The sequence below is a fragment of the Clostridium sp. Marseille-QA1073 genome (genome assembly GCF_054863625.1).
This window is the reverse complement of sequence record NZ_JBSVQM010000023.1, coordinates 1-20868: the sequence shown is the minus strand read 5'-3', so window position 1 is coordinate 20868 and position 20868 is coordinate 1. Positions and strand designations below refer to the sequence as shown.

Annotated in this window: 16 protein-coding genes and 1 other annotated feature; of the genes, 2 read left to right on the top strand and 14 right to left on the bottom strand. The window is 25.7% G+C overall.

Going from position 1 to position 20868, the window contains the following annotated elements; all coding sequences use genetic code 11:
* Nucleotides 1-53: 53 nt before the first annotated feature.
* From ACY1IQ_RS17125 to ACY1IQ_RS17065, 13 genes are all read right to left on the bottom strand, one after another.
* On the bottom strand, nucleotides 54-440 hold the full coding sequence (locus tag ACY1IQ_RS17125) for a DUF3783 domain-containing protein (RefSeq protein WP_461615117.1): 387 nt from the start codon (nucleotides 438-440) through the stop codon (nucleotides 54-56).
* Nucleotides 441-599: 159 nt separating this feature from the next.
* The gene (locus ACY1IQ_RS17120) at nucleotides 600-1118 is read right to left on the bottom strand and encodes a peptidylprolyl isomerase (protein ID WP_461615116.1); all 519 of its coding nucleotides are present in this window, start codon (nucleotides 1116-1118) and stop codon (nucleotides 600-602) included.
* A 470-nt stretch (nucleotides 1119-1588) separates the two neighbouring features.
* Nucleotides 1589-2029: a hypothetical protein gene (locus ACY1IQ_RS17115; RefSeq protein WP_461615115.1), complete on the bottom strand. Its 441-nt coding sequence runs from the start codon at nucleotides 2027-2029 to the stop codon at nucleotides 1589-1591.
* 452 nt (nucleotides 2030-2481) lie between these two features.
* Nucleotides 2482-2673, bottom strand: a complete 192-nt coding sequence (locus tag ACY1IQ_RS17110; RefSeq protein WP_461615114.1) for a hypothetical protein — start codon at nucleotides 2671-2673, stop codon at nucleotides 2482-2484.
* An 800-nt stretch (nucleotides 2674-3473) separates the two neighbouring features.
* Nucleotides 3474-4832, bottom strand: a complete 1359-nt coding sequence (locus ACY1IQ_RS17105; protein ID WP_461615113.1) for an MATE family efflux transporter — start codon at nucleotides 4830-4832, stop codon at nucleotides 3474-3476.
* A gap of 1142 nt (nucleotides 4833-5974) precedes the next feature.
* The gene (locus ACY1IQ_RS17100; RefSeq protein ID WP_461615112.1) at nucleotides 5975-6511 is read right to left on the bottom strand and encodes a TDE2712 family protein; all 537 of its coding nucleotides are present in this window, start codon (nucleotides 6509-6511) and stop codon (nucleotides 5975-5977) included.
* Between the two features lie 751 nt (nucleotides 6512-7262).
* A complete protein-coding gene (locus tag ACY1IQ_RS17095; protein ID WP_461615111.1) occupies nucleotides 7263-8738 on the bottom strand; it encodes a LexA family protein in 1476 nt (491 codons plus the stop codon).
* A gap of 99 nt (nucleotides 8739-8837) precedes the next feature.
* Nucleotides 8838-9485, bottom strand: a complete 648-nt coding sequence (locus ACY1IQ_RS17090; protein ID WP_461615110.1) for an ion channel — start codon at nucleotides 9483-9485, stop codon at nucleotides 8838-8840.
* Between the two features lie 44 nt (nucleotides 9486-9529).
* Complete coding sequence (locus ACY1IQ_RS17085) at nucleotides 9530-9898, bottom strand: pentapeptide repeat-containing protein (RefSeq protein ID WP_461615109.1); 369 nt, start codon at nucleotides 9896-9898, stop codon at nucleotides 9530-9532.
* Between the two features lie 101 nt (nucleotides 9899-9999).
* Complete coding sequence (locus ACY1IQ_RS17080) at nucleotides 10000-11946, bottom strand: ABC transporter permease (RefSeq protein ID WP_461615108.1); 1947 nt, start codon at nucleotides 11944-11946, stop codon at nucleotides 10000-10002.
* Entirely contained in the window at nucleotides 11933-12700 is a 768-nt protein-coding gene (locus tag ACY1IQ_RS17075; RefSeq protein ID WP_461615107.1) for an ABC transporter ATP-binding protein, read from the bottom strand. The genes ACY1IQ_RS17080 and ACY1IQ_RS17075 overlap by 14 nt, the downstream gene beginning before the upstream one ends.
* A gap of 299 nt (nucleotides 12701-12999) precedes the next feature.
* Complete coding sequence (locus ACY1IQ_RS17070) at nucleotides 13000-14034, bottom strand: sensor histidine kinase (RefSeq protein WP_461615106.1); 1035 nt, start codon at nucleotides 14032-14034, stop codon at nucleotides 13000-13002.
* Between the two features lie 15 nt (nucleotides 14035-14049).
* On the bottom strand, nucleotides 14050-14724 hold the full coding sequence (locus tag ACY1IQ_RS17065; protein WP_461615105.1) for a response regulator transcription factor: 675 nt from the start codon (nucleotides 14722-14724) through the stop codon (nucleotides 14050-14052).
* A 518-nt stretch (nucleotides 14725-15242) separates the two neighbouring features.
* Here ACY1IQ_RS17065 and ACY1IQ_RS17060 point away from each other — a divergent pair.
* The gene (locus ACY1IQ_RS17060; protein WP_461615104.1) at nucleotides 15243-17231 is read left to right on the top strand and encodes an ABC transporter substrate binding protein; all 1989 of its coding nucleotides are present in this window, start codon (nucleotides 15243-15245) and stop codon (nucleotides 17229-17231) included.
* 144 nt (nucleotides 17232-17375) lie between these two features.
* On the opposite strand, the gene brnQ is transcribed toward ACY1IQ_RS17060, so the two are convergent.
* Nucleotides 17376-18704, bottom strand: a complete 1329-nt coding sequence (gene brnQ / locus ACY1IQ_RS17055; RefSeq protein WP_461615103.1) for a branched-chain amino acid transport system II carrier protein — start codon at nucleotides 18702-18704, stop codon at nucleotides 17376-17378.
* A gap of 331 nt (nucleotides 18705-19035) precedes the next feature.
* Nucleotides 19036-19295, bottom strand: a binding site (T-box leader).
* Between the two features lie 327 nt (nucleotides 19296-19622).
* On the opposite strand from brnQ, the gene ACY1IQ_RS17050 reads away from it, so the two are divergent.
* A complete protein-coding gene (locus ACY1IQ_RS17050) occupies nucleotides 19623-20810 on the top strand; it encodes a sensor histidine kinase (RefSeq protein ID WP_461615102.1) in 1188 nt (395 codons plus the stop codon).
* The last annotated feature ends 58 nt before the right edge of the window (nucleotides 20811-20868 follow it).

Below are 20868 nucleotides of genomic sequence, written 5' to 3'. Positions count from 1 at the left end.
ATATTCTATCATAAATAAAAAAATCCTCTACAATTAACATAGAGGATTTTTTGTTATTTTCTGTTTGTAGAGTTTTTAAATTGCTCTCTTTCTTCTACTAAATGTTCTAATAACTTATGAAATCTCCAATTTATTGATATTGGAGTCACTGTTGCAAGTATAGGTCTAGATTCTAAAATAGCTCTAACCTTCTTAACTGAAGCTTGAAGTTGTTGTGGGGGAAAATTATTAAATATTATTGTTTTCTCTAAAGGCATTGTAAATTCATCATCTTCTTTAAATTCTCTACTTAAAATGTCCTTAATTTTTGAGTTACCCATAGCTTCTTTTATCACTATGCAATTACAATCAACTTTACCTTCAAACTCTTTATTCAGTATTTCTACTTCATCATCAGATAATTCATAAGTTAAAATTACTTTATCATTTAAACTACTCATACCCACTCTCCGTTCTAGACATATTTAAAAATAACCAGTTAGGATGTTTTATATCATACTATGTTCACTAATATTACTAATATTACAAATACCAATGTCTTTATTTGATATGAAATATCCTAAATATTTGTAACTAGTTATTTTATTTCACATGCCTTATTATAATTTTTCAGGTTCATCATATTCTATACCAAAAGTTTCAACTGTAACCTCTTCCATAACTTGATTTTCTAATGGCTTATCTCTAAAATCTCTATCTACATTAACAATTTCATCCGCTACCTCTTGGCCTTCTATAAGTTTACCAAAAGCAGCATATTGTCTATCTAGATGAGGTGAATCAGCTACCATTATGAAGAATTGACATCCAGCTGAATCTAGCACTGCAGTTCTAGCCATTGATAATACTCCTGTTGTATGTTTTAAATCATTTGGAAAGCCATTAGCTGAAAATTCTCCTTTTATTCTGTATCCTGGATTACCCATTCCACTTTTATCAGGGCATCCACCTTGAATCATAAATCCTGGTATTACTCTATGAAATATAAGTCCATTATAAAAACCTTTTTTAACAAGACTTATAAAATTTTTAACTGTATTAGGTGCTGTTTCTGGATATAATTCAGCTTTCATTGTTTTTCCATTTGCCATTTTAAATGTAACTATTGGATTTTTCATTCTTAATCTCTCCTTCTAGGCAGTTGAAATAAAATAATAAATTAAAGATGTTAGTATATGTCTCATATCAGACAAGGCTTCAGGTTCTGCTCATAATGGAGCTATGTGCAGGTTCTGTGAGCGTAGTATGATGAAAAATAGACTAACATACTGGTTTATTATTTTTTTGAAGATGCCTTATATAATTTATTAATCAGATTATATCATAGAAATATTATAATAAATTATATAATTTTAAAACTTTGTGATTTACAATCTTTGTATTTAAATTATATCCATAATTATTAACTCTATAAGTGTTGAATATATATTCTTAATTTTTTTCTAAAAAAGCTATATGATTTGGTGAAATAATTATTATATTCCCAAATAATCATACAGCTTCTAAATTTCTATATAATTTTACTCTTTTTTATTTCATCAATATAAACTTTTTTATATGCTTAATCTATAATTTTATTTCAGATGCCTTATATCTCCTCTTCTTCTATGGATACCTTTACTGATAAATCTTTATCATAATTTGAAAATTCAATTGATAATGTACCTCCAGGTAAAACAATAAAATAATCCTCGCCAAGTAAGCTTAGATTATTATGATCATTAATTTTTGACTTATATAATAATAACTTGTCCTTATTATCTCCTTCATGAATTTTTGATTTTATATCTAGAACTCCTTGTTTACTACTGCCTTCTAATTTCTTGCTACTATCATATCCATAAAAGTACAATTCATTGTTTTTATTAATATTATTTAACATTATATTGCTTATTATATATAATCTATTACTATCTATAGGATTGGTTATTGTAATATACCTAAATTCCTTCTCCTTATCCAAATCAAGCTCTATTACTTTATCATGAGCTTTGTAATTTTTCTCCTTACGAAATTTAAATATTTTCACCTTTAATCACCTTATTTCTATAAGTCATCTTCAAAAAATAATTTGTCATTATGATAACCTATTTTTTATTATATACTGTTTACAGAAACATCTAGTAACATCAGTGTTAATATATACATTAACTTACACTAATGCAAATAAGCCACTATCTTTTAATCATATTTATTTCAGATACCTAAGTTTTATTTTATAATATATGGTATGAATAACTACTAAATATTGTTAAAGATATTTAGTAAAATAAGTGAAAGAAAGTCTCTTTATATAAAACTTTATTTTATATAAACAGACTTCCTTTCTAAACCTCTAATAATTCATAACTCAAATCAATTATTTTCTTTGACTTTAATGAGTTATAAATTTCAACATTACCTTTAGAATTACTTGTGTTTAATATTTTTCTTGAAGACAATATTCTTTTAACTGCTTCGAAGTTCCTAAACTTCCATCAATTACTGAATTTCTATCATAACCTTTATGATTTCTTTTATTAAAGGATAATGAGTACATCCTAAAACAATAGAATTTATTTTCATATTTTCTATATTTTTTAATTTATTTACAAGATAATTATGAATTTCTTCTCCCGTTATTTTTCCTTCATCAATAATTTCTGCTAACCCCTGCACAAGGAAGTTATTCAATATTACTATTTCCTTATACTTTGATTGAAGTTTAGCAAATTATTTTTTCAGTTAATGTCATAGATGTTGCCATAATGACTATACTCCCTTCTCTATTTAGCTCTACTGGGTTAGCTATGCTGTTCATTCAACTATAGGTGTATATGAGCATATTGTATTCTAATTCCTCTGAGAGCGTAATTTGTTGCATTGTATGCTATGACTATAGCTTTTGCGGTTTTTGCTCAATAAAAATTTACTGCATTAGCAAGTTAATTTTTTAACTCCTACTAACATTTTATTCCATAAGGACATTTATTGAATCTCCAAAATATATGTAATTCTCATTAGGTAATACTTTTATTGCTTTAATACGCTTAGTCCTCCCATACCTGAATCAAAAAATCCAATACTACTTTCGCTATCGAAATTCAATATTGCCACCCTATAATAAGCCTGTGTAGTAAGTTGTATATAATTTATTATATTTTAAAAATATATCACAATAATAAAAAACTAATAAAGAATAACAATATGAATATTCTATATAAAAACTTAAAGTATACCTTTTAAAATGAAAATTTTTCTAAAAAACTCCGAAGGATTTGGCTATGGAGTTTTAACCATAATTCTTAATTTTTCATTCTCAATTTTTAATTCCTATAAAAGAGTTTTTATTTATAGAAATTAAACTATTATATAAATTAAAATTTCTATTCAAGAAATTTATATTGCTATTCTTCTAATTATTAACATATCATATTAAATATATTCTTATAAATTGCTACTCTGCATTTTCCATAGCTACCTCATTATTTATTTCATAATGTAGCATTTTCTTTATTTAATCTATTTATATTTTTTATTTCTTTTATTAAAAATATTGCTGTTATAACAGAAGCTATAAAATCTGATGTTGGTCCACAATACCATACTCCATTTAATCCAAATATGGGTGGAATTATCAACAATAATGGAATTAAAGTTATAACTTGTCTAGATAAACTTAAGAACATTGCAACTTTTGCTTTCCCAACAGCTTGAAAATAATTTGTACTAACTATTTGGAATCCAATAATAGGAAGCATAAACATAAAAGTTTTTAAACCTTTGGTACCTATTGACACAAGTTGTGGATTTTTATTAAATAATTTTATTATTTGTGGTGCAAATAATTGTATTGACAAAAATCCTATTGTTGTTATAGTAGTAGCAGCTATTATCGCATATTTTAAAGCTTTTTTAACCCTATCATAACTTTTAGCTCCATAATTGTATCCTATTATAGGCTGGGAGCCTTGATTTATACCAAAGATAGGCATAAGTATTACCATTGATACACTAGATATAACCCCCATAGCACCTACTGCAACGTCTTCACCGTAAGTTGCTAATGCGTTATTTGAAATCACTGTAACTAAACTTGCAGCTAGTTGCATAAAAAATGGCGCCATTCCTATTGAAAATGTTTCTTTTATTACTTTCATATCTAACTTCATATAGTTTATTTTTAACTTTAATACACTTTTCCCTTTGGTGAAATAGAATACTACCCAAATTGCACTTAAGCCTTGTCCTATAACAGTAGCAATTGCAGCACCTTTAACCCCTAATCCAAAGGTAAATATAAAAATAGGATCTAACACCATGTTAGTTATAGCACCTATTAACATAGTAAGCATTGCAACTTTAGGATTTCCTTCTGATCTAATTATTCCATTTAATCCAAATCCAAGATTTTGAAGAATAGCTCCTAATAATATGATATAACCATAATCTTTGGCATAAGGTAATGTTACATCACTTGCACCAAAAATTTTAAGCATAGGTTCTAAGAATATTACTGATACTACTGTAAGCAAAATCATTATAATTACTACTAGAGTAAAAGCATTTCCTAATATCTTTTCCGCTTCATCCTTCTTTTGCTGCCCAAGTCTTATGGATATTAATGCTGCAGCACCTATACCTATAAGCATACCAAAAGCCATAATAATCGTTGAAACTGGGAAGGTAATTGTAACTCCAGAGAGAGCTATTTCTCCAACTCCCTGCCCTATAAATATTCTATCTACTATATTATAAAATGCATTAACAAGCATACCTATTATTGCTGGTATAGAAAATTTTAATAATAATTTTCCTATACTTTCTTTTCCTAATTGCGTTGATTTATCCATTGTATTCCCCCTTAGCTTTTTTCTAAGCTTTTTTTAGCCATCTAACCAATAAAATTATTTCTTCTATAAGAAAAAATTCCACACAAATCATCCTTAGACTTTTCTAAATATACATTAATATTCCTTTTTTTCCATAAAAAATAAATAGAGTCTATTAATTATCGAATATTTTTATTCTATAATCTAAATAGGTCTCCTTTATATTCTAATGAAGATTAAGGTTCAGCAAGGTGCTTACTTCAACTTCTATTTTATTGAATTTATTCTTAAATTTGTTAGTATTTTCTGGATAATTGATATAATATTGAGGATTGAGATGAACCTAAATATATTCCTGAAGTGCTGAATCATGTATGTTTGTCATTTTACCAGTAGTTAGTCAATCCAACATTCTACCATTAAGTCTAATCCTTAACAAGTTTACTTAGCCTCCTAACTAACCTTTTAAATTCTACAACATTTGACACCAATTATCAACCCTTAATTATCTCTTATAAATAATTTTTAAGCAATAAAAATAAGAATTACAAATAATAAAATTTATAATTCTTATTTCATATTAAAAATATTAAATTATAATATATAAAGTGTGTAAGATTATAATAAATAGCATAGCAAATTATTGGAGCATAAGTTTAGTACTTATAAAAAACTCAGTACTGTGTCCATAAATAGTAGGAATTTCTTATATATTATGGACGATAAGATAATATAGATAAAACTATTTATTAAACGAAATGAGAGATAATTTTCGTAATCTTACACACTGTGGCTGGTCATAATTATCCCTTAAAATTCCATTGCTTATTTTTAAGCTAGATTTTAGTAAATTATTATTGCAGTTTAAAATCTTATAATTGTTAACATTAATAAATAAATTTTTATTCCTATTAAAAGTTTAAGCAATAATTTCTCTATTTTTTCTTATTCTATCTATGCCAGCTTATCCATTATAAATCTATACAAAGTATTCTTTTAAAAACTGTAGGTATTATATATTATATTTATAAATAATCAGTATAATTACATTTTTTCTTTAAATTATAATATTAGGCAAAAATATCTCTTTTAACGATAAAATAAGCAAACTAAATTCAATTTCTCAATTTTAGTTTGCTTATTTGAAAATTTAATAATACAAGTTACTTATTTAATAATTCTTTTATTTTATTTGCTATATAATTTATTAATTCAACATCCCCTATAAATGTTCTATCATCTATGTCACTAGGTTTAATTCTAAAGAAATTAATTATTAATTTATTATCAGAAATTATATATTCATCTGAATGTAGTGGCGAAAATATCACCTCTATTTCCTCATACTTATCTGCACCGTTACAATCTTTAAGTTCTGCTACCAAGGAGTCTAAATTTAATTTTTTTAGTGGAGTAGCCATTGCTTTAGTATATTCTAGATCTTCCATCATCCACATATTATTATTCCAAAACTTTTTTTCCTTCTTATTTCCTTCAAAAGGTTCCCTATTTTTTATAGCACTTAATGCACGCCTTACTGACTCGCCATTAAACTCATCGTCATAAGCTGCACTTAATGCAGGCATATCTGATACGTCATAGAAAAATTTTTCTGCTATGTTATCCTTTTCACTAGCTGCTTGCCAATAATAAAGCATAGCCTCAACTGCCTCAAGATTTAACTTAATCCTTTGTAACATAATATTCTCCCCTTATCTTTTATAACTAAGGCATCTGAGAGAAAATAATAAATCAAAGATATTAGTATATTTTATATCAGACAAGGTGTCAGATTCCGCTCATAGTGGTGCTATGGGTGGGTTCTGACAACGCGGTATGATGAAAAATAGGCTAACATACTGGTCTATTATTTTTTTAAAGATGCCTACTATAGTTTAATTATACAATAAATATAATATATAAGTAATAATTTCATTTTTAAATTATTACTTCAGTTCTATCACTTATTAAAAGTAGTTTATTATTCAATAAAAACACTCACCAAATATAAAAAAAACTATAATATATTACCATAGAAATACAAAGGATGTGACACATTAAATATGACTCACAGTTTTACATCACTTTTATTAGTATTATTATCTATAGTAATTTTATATATAATTTTTAAATTAAATTCTACAAATAATAAAATGTATACTTTTTTACTGATAGTATTACTAATTTTTATAGGTTCTTTTTCTTTTAGCTTTGGAATATGTGGAGTTTTCTTAGGGTACTGTGATAAACAATCTTTAGCCTCTCTTTCTTTAGCCTACGGAATACCAGTTTTATATATTTATACAAAAAATAAACTTAAGAAACTTATTTATAAAATAATAAGTCATAATTAATAACAGATTATAATAAGTTTTTTCAACATTTTTTAGTATAAATAAAAGCATTTATTGCATTTATTTATAAAAAGTAGCAGTAAAATACTGCTACTTTTTAATTCCTTTTTATTATTGCTATTGCTATTCCTATTATTGTGGTATTTTCATTATCTACTACAATTGGTGTATATTTATCATTTTCTGGCATTAAAAATATACCTTCTTTTTTAATACTTAATCTTTTTAAAGTAGCACTTCCATCTAAGTCTACTGCAATAATATCATTATTATTTGCATTATATTGCTTTCTTATAACAACATAATCTCCATCATTAATATTAGCATTTATCATACTATCGCCCTTTACCTTTAATAAAAAAGCATCTTTAATCCCTTTAAGCCAATATTTAGGGAGATAAAAGTTACCTTCAATTCCCTCATTAATCATTATAGGCTCTCCAGCCGCTATATCATTATACATAGGTACAGATAGAAGGTCATCTATCCGTAAATTTTCACCCTTGCCTTTAGGGTTTAATATAAAATCTGTCTCACTGCTTGTATCTATAGCAAAATCAAATTTTCTATTATGCCTTATATCAAAAAACTCATAACTTTCCATAAATATATTCTCTTTATTTTTATAATCCTTTGATACATCAAAAGAAGCTATTTTATTTTCTCTTTTAAATTTTTCTTTCAATACCATAGTTTTAATCTTCATATCATAAAATAAATCTTTAATTTTAATGCCACGATTTCCAAGTGAGTTTTTTTCTGACATATCTTTTATATCCCAGGTTACAATAAAATTTGTATAATCTTTTTTATTATTTAATAACCTTATAATCTCTAATTGTAATTTACTGTATTTATGAAGTTTATCTACAATTATATGAGTGTATGATTTTATGTCATTTATCTTTAAACTTCTTAATATCAAAGTTTCTCTTCCAATACAATCAATTAAATTTCTCTCTTCTAAAACTTCATCATAAAGTTCCATAAGGTTAAATATCACTTCTCTCGTAGAAGAATTTTTAGGTACTGACTTAGGGCCATTATAAATAGTATCTTTTCTTCCTTTTCTTATAAATATCTGATAATCATCTATACTAAAAATCATATTAGATTTTATATAATCAAACTCTTCTAAAAAGTAAGATATATACTCTTCTTTTAGTATCTTTGATCTTTTCTTCTGTTTTTTCAGCTCTATAATACACTCTTTTAAAACTTCAGCTCTAATACTATCATCTATTAATGACTTATTACTTTTAATTTGTTTAAACTTTGACTCTATTATTTCATTAATTGTAAACACCTTAAAACTTTGATTATTATAAGAAAATAAAGTTAATATTCCAGATTCTTGTTCTTTTTCGTAAATATTTAGTATATTTTCCTTTTCTTCGTCATTAGGAATAATCATTATTATATTATCATCATTATATAAGCAATAGTTATTTTTTAAATGTATTGCCCTATGTATTGCAGTAATAGTTTTACCTCTATGCTCTTCACCTTTTATTATCAAGCATCCATTAAATTTACTATTAACTATTTGTTGTTGTTTCTTAGAAAGCTCCATACCCTCACCCCCTAATTATATCTTTCTTATATTATAACATTATATAAAACGTAACCAATGCAGAATTCACAAATTATAACCTATAGATAAAAATAATATTTACCTTGTCATTTTACGAACTAAAGTTGAAGTCCAAATTCCTATCATTAGTACACCTAATATTATTTCAATACTAGATATTATTGTACTCATAATACCATAAGGCACTAAATCTCCATAGCCTACTGTTGAAAAAGTTACTAAGCTAAAATGAAAACAGTAAATAAAATCTCTAATTAGAATCTTTATACCTTTAGATCCTACATTAAATCCATACAAAATCAATTCATCTTTTCCCTGTAAACCTGTAAGCATATATAATATAGCACAAAAAATTACTATTATTAATGAAAAGCTAAAAGTTCGATAAGGTTTCTCTCCATATCCACAAACATAATAAGATAAAAAAGAAGTTATTTTTCTTACTCCTCTTAAAGTTTTATGGAGTGCCTTCTTACTCTCATAAAAGCATTCTCCTTGTTTAACCCTAATATCATTTTTTAAATATTGACTTCCAAAACATAAATAAGTATTACAGATATCTCTATATCTTTTTTCATTATCATAGTATTTATCATCCTTGTAATAATACTTATCATCATAGTTAAACTTTCCAACATGGGAATTTAAATTAAATTTTGTATAGGACTTTTTATTAATAAAACATATGTCAAACCTGCAATTGCTATCTTTTATAACGCAATCCATTAAATTACAATCATCGATAAATCTTACTCTACTATAACAATTATCTATAAAATTGCACCCTTTAAAGAAGAATCCTTAAAAGTTACATCTTTAAATCTACTCTTTTTAATATATATACCTTTAAGATTGCATTTTTCAAAACTGCATTTGAAAATTTCACTAGATAATAACTGTAAAAAGCTTTTATTTATTATATTACAATGAGAAAAGCTACAAAATTCAAAAGTACAATTTTCAAATATCATGTTAGAAAATTGTATACCTTCAAAAATTATATGAGAAAAATTACAAGAAACATACTTAGTATTAGAGAAAAATATTTTATCTATATCGTTGCTCTTATAATTTTCTAGTTCTATTGTTCTATTTATAATTTTATATTCTTTATAATAACTGTAACCTTTATATTTCATAACACACCAACCAATATAGAATTTTAAATATTTTTCCCTAAAAAAGAGTATTTATCAAAAACTGATAAATACTCTTAATAAATAACTTAAAATTTACTACATTAACGTTTTTCATTAACTATATTATTATAAGATATTACCGTCAATACATAGAATATAGAATAGATTATGACATACACTACTATAGTTATCATTATTGGTGTCATTAATCCACCCATAACTCCATCTAAAATTCTTAAGGCGAATAAACTATGCATTATTCCCATTAAAAGTGGTAATAAGAATACTACTAAAACTTGTTTACCAATTGACTTTTTAATTTCTTTTTGATTAACTCCTATTTTTTTCAGTATAATATATCTAGGCTTTTCTTCACTAGCTTCAGAAAGTTGTTTAAAGAATATTATGCTTCCTGTACAAATTAGGAATACTAATCCTAAGAAACTTCCTATAAATATAAATAGCCCTCCAAATTCCATTGATTGTTTATATACAGAATAGAATGAAGTAAATTCATGAAGATAAGATTCGTTATCTAGGCTCTTAGAATCAATAAAGCTTTTAAGCTCATTAGTAAGTCCTTCTGCTTTTAAATAATTTTCTACGTTAAATAAACTAATAGTTGTTAAATTGTCTTTTGAATATAATTTATTATATAACTCATCTTTAACTACTACTATTTCATTAGTCATATATACAGGTATTAATGGCTTTTCACTAAATTTTGCTACTGTAAGCTCTTTAGATTGTCCATTTAAGTTAATTATAGCTTTTTCTCCTTCAAACTTTCTCATAAGTGCTGGTGAAAAAAATTGAGGGAAATACGCCATTTCATCGTCTTTTAATTCAAAGTTAAATTTGTTATTTAAGGCTTTATCTATTTCTTTAAAGCTACTTTCGGAAATTATACTTACAGAAGCTTCTTGCATTTCATCTGACTTATCAGCCATTTTAATTACATTAGGTAATTTAATATCCTTTTCTATAAATTTTACTTGTATTTTATTCTTCAATTTATTATCTTCATATTTATTAATTATTGATTCAATTTCATTATCTATATCCTTATATTGATTATGACTATAAGCATAATCAAAAGGAACTTGGTCTCTTGTCTTTATCACAGATTGATAATAAAAACTTGCTGCTGTTCCCATAGTAGTTATAGTTGTAGCACTAAGTATAGCTATGGTAGCTAGTGTTCTTGCATTTCCTTTTATTCTATATAAAAGCTGTGATGTAGATATTATGTTCATACCTTTATAATATTTTCTTTTATTCTTCTTTGATTTTTTAATTAAAAATACTATAAAAGATGAGAAAAGTATGTATGTAGCTATAATAGATCCAAATAATACAAACATCATTCTTAGTAAGAAATTACCTTCGAAAATATGGAAAGATACAGCATATGCAACTGATAATAGTATTACTGAAAATACTGCAAGTATTATTGATGCCTTTGGTTCTCCCTCTGCTTTACTTTCAGCTTTAAAAAGTTCTATAAGCTTAAATCTATATATTAATGAGTATCCATGTATTGATGTTATAAGGAATAATATAAAAAACACTATAAATGTTTGAATTATAGCCTTCATGGATATTGCGAATTTAACAACTATAGCTGATCCCATTAAATTAACAAGTATCATTATAAAGAACTTAGAAAGTAATCCACCTAGCCCTATTCCTACAGCCAATGCCAAAACTCCCATTGCTATTGTTTCATAAAATAACATTCTTCCTATTTGCTTTTTCTTAACCCCAAGCATTGAATATAATCCTATTTCTTTCTTCCTTTTTTTCGTAAAGAAAGAATTTGAGTACCATATAAATACAGCAGAAAATAATAATATTATTACTGCCGAAGCATTAAACGCCCCCATAATTTTTGCTCTTTTATTTACTAATTCCACAATTTGTTCATTATATTGTATTGATGTAAAGGTAAAGTATATCATTACACTAAATACCATCGATACAAAATAAAGAAAATAATTTTTAAAATTACTTTTAATATTTTTTATAGCAATACTAAATAAGTTCATTCTTGTCTCCACCTCCAAGAGTCGCAAGTACATCTATTATTTTTTGGAAGAACTCTTTACGTGAACCTCCTCTTACAAGTTCTGTAAATAAAACACCATCTTTTATAAATAATATTCTTTGACAGTAACTTGCCGAAAAAGCATCATGAGTAACCATCATTATTGTTGCGTTATTTTTTTCATTTAAATCTGATAAACATTGTAATAGTTCTGTAGCAGATTTTGAATCAAGTGCTCCTGTAGGTTCATCTGCAAGTACAAGCTTTGGACTTGTTATAATTGCTCTTGCTGCTGCCGCTCTTTGTTTTTGACCACCAGATATTTCATAAGGATATTTATTTAATATATCTGCTATTCCTAATGTTTGTGCTATGCTTTTTAATCTACTTTCTATTTCTCTTATATTAACTTTTGAAAGTGCTAATGGTAATATTATATTTTCTTTTACAGTTAATGTATCTAGAAGGTTAAAATCTTGGAATATGAATCCTAATTTATCCCTTCTAAATGAAGATAGCTTATCTTCATTCATCTTTGTTATATCGTCTCCATCTACACTAACTATACCGGAAGAAGGTTTATCAATAGTTGAAATAATATTAAGTAATGTACTTTTACCTGCACCAGATGGCCCCATTACTCCAACAAATTCTCCCTCTCCTACTTCTAAACTTATATCATTAAGAGCAGTGTATACATTTCCTCTCGAACCATAAACTTTTTTAACATTTTTTACTGTTAATACATTTTTCATAATTTATCCTCCTAAAACTTCTATAAAATATATATTAACTAGCTTCCAACTTTTTAAATACAGAACTAACAGTATACAATTTAGAGTTCTGTTAAACTAAAAATAAATAATTAAAAACTACTCATTCTTATAAGCCATTCGCCGTTAATTTTCTTATAAATCATCTACAAATTTAATTTTTTATTTTTATAATCTCCTTAATGCACAAAAATAAGCTTGCATTTATTATTTACAAGCTTATTTTATAAAACTTATTCATTATAAACAATTTTTTAAACTTACAAAAGCATGTTATGAGCTTACAGTTTTGTAACATTTAAATAATTAGTGATTTTAGGAAAATAAATTTTAATTCTAGTATATTTCTCATACTCTGATTCTACAGTTATTTCATGCCCTAGTTTATTGCTCATTCTTTTAGCAAGATATAATCCCATTCCAGTAGACTTATAATTTTGTCTTCCATTATATCCTGTAAAACCTTTTTCAAAAATTCTACCTATATCTTCATTTTTTATACCTATCCCATTATCTTCTATTATAAGAACTTTATCTCCATCTTTTTCTTTCCCAGTTATAACTATTTCTCCACCCTCTTTTGTATACTTTAAGGAATTGGCTAATATTTGTTCAATTATGTAGCTAAGCCACTTTCTATCACTTAATACATCAAAGTTAACATCTTTTATCTCTATTGATATTTTCTTATTTATAAACATTTTAGCATGCTTTTTTAGAAGCTCTTTTATTATTTTTATCAAACTAATTTCATTAATAAAATAGTCTTTAGAAAAATCATCTATTCTAGAATAATATAATGCTTGCTCTACATAATTATCTATTCTATCAAGTTCATCCTCTAGCATATCTGTAACTTCATCAATATTTTTCCCTAAATCATTTTCCATAATAAGTCTACTTGCTGCAATAGGAACCTTAACCTCATGAACCCATGAGGTTATAAATTCTTGATTTTCTTTTTTATCATGACGAAGCTCATATATTTTTTCATTTTGTTCTTCATACATCTTTTTTAATAACTCAACATAAATTTTTTGCTCATAGTTATTTGGTTCTGGTAAAGTATTTGAAATGTCTTGAACATAGTTATCTACAATAACTTTTAGTTCACTATAATATTTTCTAATACTCATATATTTGTATACTTGATATATAAAGGTAAAGGAAAAAGCTACTATATTTATATAGATTAGATTATTTACAGTTATACTCTTATTAGGATCTATATATAAGGAAATAGTAATAAAACCCATTAATCCTATATAATAAACCATAAAACTTATATTATCGTACAAATAATGCCTAAATTTCATTGATTTTACCACCTTTTATAATATTACATACCCTTGGCCCTTCTTTGTTTCTATAAAATTTTCAAGGTCTATGTCTGATAATTTTTTCCTAAGTCTATTTATGTTTACTGTTAGTGTATTGTCATCAACAAAACTTTCATCTTCCCAAAGTTTCCTCATTATTTTTTCTCTGCTAACTATAGTTCCGTTATTTTTCATAAGTATATAAAGTATTTTAAATTCATTTTTAGTAAGCTCTACTTTTTTATCATTATATATTAAATTATTATCCTTTAAATTTAACACTACAGTTCTATGTTCGATAATGCTTGATTCTATATTAGTATAATCATATGTTCTTCTAAGTAATGCATTAATTTTTGCCATTAAAACTTCCATAGAAAATGGCTTCTGAACAAAGTCATCGCCTCCCATATTCATTGCCATAACTATATCCATATTACTATTTCTTGAAGAAATAAATACAATAGGAACTTTTGATACTGTCCTTATTTTATTACACCAATAAAAACCATCATAAGATGGAAGATTTATATCCAATAAAACTAAGTGTGGTTCTTCCTTAATAAAAGTATTAAACACCTCACCATAATCATCTATATCAATAGGAGTAAATCCCCATCTAATTATGTTTTCTAATATTATATTCTTTATGGTTTTATCATCTTCAACAACCATTATTTTAAACATACAATCACCTCATATTTCTATAAATGCACTACTTTAAAATTTAATCTATACTTTATATAATTACGTTATTGTTATTTGAATTTCTAACTTATATAATTGAAAATTGAAAATTGACTATTGACAATGGAGAATTATTGATACTTCTCTTTTAAAAGAGAAGTTTTGAATTAATTTCTTTTTAAAGTGTACAATTCACTTTTATTAAAAAACTATTTGAAGAAGTTAATTTGTAAAATTAATTTCCACCATAATTATCAATTGTCCATTCTATATTAGTGTAAGCTAAAATAATTTAATAACACAACTTTATTGATGGATAGATTAAAATCTACTTATTTATATATTATCCTATATAATTTAAAGATTATGAATGGTTTTTTCACAATTATCCAAAATTAAAACAAATTTTTTAATATAAGACAATTTGTTGAATAATTCCCAATTTTACGAATATTTAATACTTTAAAATAACAAAAGTGGTATAATTATTATATTGTGAACTGATGGGGGATAGTCTTATGAAGTGTTTTAGATTTATTAAATTAAAAATATTTATTTTTTTCTTTATTATAATGTTTTATATAATAAATACCTCTTCCTATGCCTATTGTGATACCGGGCAATTAAATCAAGTTAAATCTATTCTTATACTTCAATCTTATTATAAGGAAAACTATAAATTTATTAAAATTTCTGATGTAATAAAGCATACTTTAGACGAAAGATATACTAAAATAACATATAATTTTGAGTACTTAGAACTAGATGGTTCTAAAGATCTCTCCTATATAAATACAAAAGCTAATTATTTGAAATCTAAATATCAAAATCACAAATTTGATTTAATAATTGTACTCAATGATGAATCTCTAGACTTTGTTGCTAATTATTATGAAGATTTATTTAAGGACACACCTGTAATTTTTGGTGTCGTAAACGATATTACTAAATTAAAATCGTATCCTTATAATCTATTCTCAGGTATTGCTAAAGAAAGTCAACTAGATGATACATTACATTTAATTTCCAACTTGCATCCTGAAACAAAACAAATAAACATATTACTAAATGCCAATATATATTCTCAATTGCTACTAGACGAAGTATTACTACTAGATGAGCATTTTAGCAATATTAAATTAAATTATATTTGCTCCGATTATATAGAAGATGTTATATCACAGATTCATCCTTCCAATTCTAATGAAGTAAATTTAATAGCTGGACATTTTAAAAATAAGAAGAATATATATTTATCACCAAAAGAGATAGTTGAAAATTTAAAACAAATCAGTACTCTTCCTATGTATACTCTCAAGAACAGATATATAGGCATTAAGGGCATAATAGGCGGAAAAGTTTATAATCCTGAGGAACAAGGAGCACAAATCGGAAATCTTGCTTTAAAAATATTAATGAATGAAAATTTATCTAGCATGCCTTTACTTTATGATAACTCATCTAAATATACTTTTAATTATGATGAGTTAATAAAATTTGATATAGATATGAAAGACTTGCCAGAGGATAGTATTATATTAAACAAGCCGCTAATTCCCTTCGATATGCCTAGTGAAATTAAATCATTAATCTTAGGATTAATTTGTACATTCCTTCTTATTACTATGTTTCAATCTATTAATTCTACTAGACTTAGAAAAAAATCTTTAGAAGACCAACAAGAATTAAATGAAATAATTAAATATGATAGAATTAAAACCGAGTTTTTAGCTAATATATCCCATGAGTTAAGAACTCCTCTTAATGTTATGCTTGCTGGACTTCAATTACTAGAGCTCTATGAAAAGTCAGGAGATATAGTATATAAGAATGAAAGAGCTAAGGATAAAATCTCTTACATTAATCAAAATGGGCTAAGACTACTTAGAATTATAAATAATCTTATAGATATAACTAAACTAGATGCAGGTTTTCTAAATTTAAAGCTTGAAAATATTAATATTGTTGAAGTAGTTGAAAATATAGTTTTAAGCACAGTAGACTATGTTGAAAATAAGAACATATCTCTTATATTTGATACTGAAGAAGAGGAAATATACACTGCAGTAGATTATGACAAAATTGAAAGAGTTGTGCTAAATCTATTATCTAATGCAATAAAATTCACGAAATCTGGTGGATCAATAACTATTAATGTAAAATTAAAGGAAGATAACGTTCTGATAATAGTACAAGATACTGGAATAGGTATTCCTGAAGATAAACAAACTTCTATCTTTGAAAGATTTACTCAAATAGATAATTCATTATCTAGAAATGCTGATGGAAGTGGTATTGGGCTGTCTATTGTAAAATCAATAGTTGAACTTCACAATGGAAAGATTTATGTTGATAGTGAAGTGAATAAAGGCTCTACTTTTACAGTTGAATTACCTATAACAATATTAGAAAATAGTACTATTGAAGCTAATAAAGATTTATCTTCAAATATTGTTACTAAAGTTAACTTAGAGTTTTCAGACTTGTATAAAGAAGAATATAAATAAACTGTCTAAAAAATTAATGTATAACTAATATAATTGCATCCTTAAGTATTTCATTTTATAACTTTAACCAATAGACGATTGATGGCAATTATTTTTAAAGCAACCTAGTTAAATAGCTAGGCTGCTTTTTATATGATGCCTTAATTATATATCAACATTAACTAATTCTTCCTTTGAAAAAGTGAATATAAATCCAATAGCAGCGCCAATTATAGCTGGAACTATCCATCCAAGTCCCATTGAGTAAAGTGGTAGATGCTTAAATAAGTTAATTATAACATCAACCTTAACCCCTGATTGTTTAAGAGCTTCAATAATGCTAATTAAGGATACAAAAATCATACTACACATATATACACTAGATTTTCCCTTAAAAAAGTCATGAGCAAAAGAAAGAAGGATAAGGGTAATTGCCATTGGATAAATAGCAGTTAAAACTGGTACTGATATTATAAGAATTTTGGTTAATCCCATATTTGCAAGAATCATACTTGATATACTCAGTATTGTAACCCAACATTTATAAGAAATTTTTGGTGTTAATGAAGCAAAATATTGGCTACAAGATGTAATGAGTCCAACAGATGTAGTTAAGCAAGCTAAAGAAAATATTAGTCCCAATAATACAACGCCTGGTTTACCAAATAAATATAATACTACATTAGTTAATATTACTGCTCCATTTGCTGTAGTTTCTAAGCTTCCTTGATTTGAAGCACCTAAAACTGCCAATATGATATATATAATAGTTAAGAAAAAGCCAGCTATTAACCCTGCACGTATTGAATTTGAAACAAGAGATTTTTCTTTTTCAATGCCCATCTGTTTAAGAGTTAATGAAATTACAACTCCAAAGTTTAAAGCAGCTATGGTATCCATAGTCACATATCCGTCTAAAAATCCTTTAAAGAAAGGAAATTTTGCATAATCTCCACTTGGCGCACCAAAACTACCTAGTGGCTTAAATATACTATAAATAAATATAGTTGAAATAAGAATTAATAATAGAGGAGTTAAAACTTTACCAAAACGCTCTACTAATTTAGAAGGTGTTAAGCTAAGCCAAAAGGCTATTAAAAAATAAACTAAAGTATATAAAAATAGAATCCACCCACTTAAGTTTATATGATTTGGTAAGAAAGGCGCTACTCCCATTTCAAACGCCAAACTTCCTGCACGAGGAATACCTAAAAAAGGTCCAATAGCTACATAAATCAATACTGTAAAAACAGATGCAAAAAAGGGATGTACTCGACTAGCTAAATTATGTAATCCTCCAGCTTTAGAAACAATAATTACTCCTAATATTGGTAATCCTACCGCTGAAAGAATAAATCCTAAAATAGCACTTCCCATAGAAGTACCTGCTGATTGTCCTAAAAAGGGGGGAATTATTAAATTTCCTGCCCCAAAAAACATTGAAAAAAGCATTAAGCTAATAAGCATCATATCTTTTCTTGATAATTTTTCCATTTTTATGCCTCCAAACATATATAAACTCATTAATTTTATAATAGTTTTTAATATCTATATCACATTCCATTAATACCACCTCCGAAATTATTCTTTAATTATTACTATTTCATGAACTGGATTGTAAAATTTAATTAGTTTTTACAACATGCTCATGTTAAAAATTAATATATATTAATAGCGCTATTATTTATAAGTTTTAATGTTTAATTATATATAGATAAGTAATTTATAGTGTAAGATTAATTATTTACTTTATAAATTCTTCACTGTTAATGCTCTTATAAAATCCATAATTTTCTAGTATATAAAAATAAAAAACTCGTCCCATAAAAGGGACGAGTTTTACTCGCGTTACCACCCTAATTCTATAAACCAAAAAATACTATATTAGTTTATAGCACTCAGCTACGTACACATGATACGCGTTCCTTTTAACGGTGGAACTCCGGTAAAACTTACCTAAAGTGAGCTTCAGTTTTACTTCTCAGAGATGATGTTCAGATATGTTCTGAACATTGGCTTTCAGCATAATGCCAACTCTCTGTGGGACAGATATCATAACTTACTTGTTCTCTTCATCAAATTTAGTTCGTAAATAAATTAAAGTTATAATATCATGGTCTAATTACTATGTCAAATATTTTTTTCATATAATTCACCAATTTAAATAAAAATATATTTGAAATAACTGTCAAAATAATGAATAAATGCTAATTTTATATTCTTTTTTGTGATTTATAACTCTAAATATTTTTATGTAATTAAAGTTAATATTAAACTTAATTATATAAAGTTATTTTTTACTGTGTAAAATCAAATAAATTTTTAAAAATTAAATTTTTTCTACCTTAATTATACAAATAATTTACTATGAAAGTGGTATAATATGCTTAAAAATTTAGAGGGGGTATGTTTATGAAAGAGAAATATTCTTCTATTATTAAAATTTTAATTTTAATTTTAATTTTTATAATATTTATCATTTTCCCTGCCTCTACTAAAGCTAATACAGTTACTTATCAAAATAAATTTTCAAAAAATTCTTTTATGCTAAACTTATACGCTAAAACCTCAACCTCCAAATACAGAACTTATAGAACTATGAACCATGAAAAATGTAAAAATCATAGAAATTACCGTAAAAAATGTATAAATAAAACTAAAAGAAAGATTGAATTATCTAAAACTATACTAATAATAATATTTATAGTTATAATTACTATTCTTATATTTAAACTAATAAAATTTAATAAATTAAAACATCAAGCTAAGAAAGAAAAAATTAAGCTTGAAGAAGAACTTAAATATAATCAACTAAAAAATCACTTTATGAATAATATCTCGCATGAATTTAGAACTCCATTAAATGTTATATTATCTGGAACTCAGTTATTGCAACTTTACTCTAAAAGTGAGAAAACTACTTTAAATGACTTAAAGGTATCTGGTAGAATCTCTGACATACATCAAAATAGTTTAAGATTACTAAGATTAATAAACAATATCCTAGATATCTCTGCTTTAGATGATAGTTCTTTAATATTAGACTTGCAAAATTATAATGTAGTTGATGTAATCGAGAATTTATGCACCTCCGCTAACGAGTATATAAAATTTAAAGATATATCTATAATATTTGATACTGATAGTGAAGAATTGTTTGCTCTCATTGATTACAATAAATTTGAAAAAATAATATTAAATTTGTTATCTAATGCTATTAAATTTACACCTAATAAAATGAATGTTTTTGTGAATATAACTTATGATACAGACTATATTTATATAAGTATTTCTGACAATGGAATAGGCATATCTAAAGAGAATCAAGCCTATATATTTGACAAATTTAGTCAAGTAGATACCTCTCTTTCTAGAAATGTAGAGGGCAGTGGACTCGGATTATTTTTAGTAAAGGGTCTTATAAACCTTCACGGCGGCACTATATCTTTAGTAAGTCAATTAAATATGGGATCGACCTTTACTATCTCCTTACCTATTAACAACTCAAAAGAAAATGCTATTTATACTATTGACGAAGTTACTAAATCGAATATTCTAAATAGTATAAATATTGAATTCTCTGATATATATAATTTATAGTGTTATTTTTATTTGAAGATTTAAAAATCCCTATGCTAGTATCAGCATAGGGATCTCT

Excerpts from the sequence above, each read along its gene's own strand:
- ACY1IQ_RS17075 (WP_461615107.1), bottom strand. The coding sequence starts at position 12,700 with ATGAAAAATGTATTAACAGTAAAAAATGTTAAAAAAGTTTATGGTTCG.
- ACY1IQ_RS17050 (WP_461615102.1), top strand. The coding sequence starts at position 19,623 with ATGAAAGAGAAATATTCTTCTATTATTAAAATTTTAATTTTAATTTTA.
- ACY1IQ_RS17080 (WP_461615108.1), bottom strand. The coding sequence starts at position 11,946 with ATGAACTTATTTAGTATTGCTATAAAAAATATTAAAAGTAATTTTAAA.
- ACY1IQ_RS17095 (WP_461615111.1), bottom strand. The coding sequence starts at position 8,738 with ATGGAGCTTTCTAAGAAACAACAACAAATAGTTAATAGTAAATTTAAT.
- ACY1IQ_RS17125 (WP_461615117.1), bottom strand. The coding sequence starts at position 440 with ATGAGTAGTTTAAATGATAAAGTAATTTTAACTTATGAATTATCTGAT.
- ACY1IQ_RS17085 (WP_461615109.1), bottom strand. The coding sequence starts at position 9,898 with ATGAAATATAAAGGTTACAGTTATTATAAAGAATATAAAATTATAAAT.
- ACY1IQ_RS17105 (WP_461615113.1), bottom strand. The coding sequence starts at position 4,832 with ATGGATAAATCAACGCAATTAGGAAAAGAAAGTATAGGAAAATTATTA.
- ACY1IQ_RS17070 (WP_461615106.1), bottom strand. The coding sequence starts at position 14,034 with ATGAAATTTAGGCATTATTTGTACGATAATATAAGTTTTATGGTTTAT.
- ACY1IQ_RS17065 (WP_461615105.1), bottom strand. The coding sequence starts at position 14,724 with ATGTTTAAAATAATGGTTGTTGAAGATGATAAAACCATAAAGAATATA.
- ACY1IQ_RS17060 (WP_461615104.1), top strand. The coding sequence starts at position 15,243 with ATGAAGTGTTTTAGATTTATTAAATTAAAAATATTTATTTTTTTCTTT.
- ACY1IQ_RS17090 (WP_461615110.1), bottom strand. The coding sequence starts at position 9,485 with ATGGATTGCGTTATAAAAGATAGCAATTGCAGGTTTGACATATGTTTT.
- ACY1IQ_RS17120 (WP_461615116.1), bottom strand. The coding sequence starts at position 1,118 with ATGAAAAATCCAATAGTTACATTTAAAATGGCAAATGGAAAAACAATG.
- brnQ (WP_461615103.1), bottom strand. The coding sequence starts at position 18,704 with ATGGAAAAATTATCAAGAAAAGATATGATGCTTATTAGCTTAATGCTT.
- ACY1IQ_RS17100 (WP_461615112.1), bottom strand. The coding sequence starts at position 6,511 with ATGTTACAAAGGATTAAGTTAAATCTTGAGGCAGTTGAGGCTATGCTT.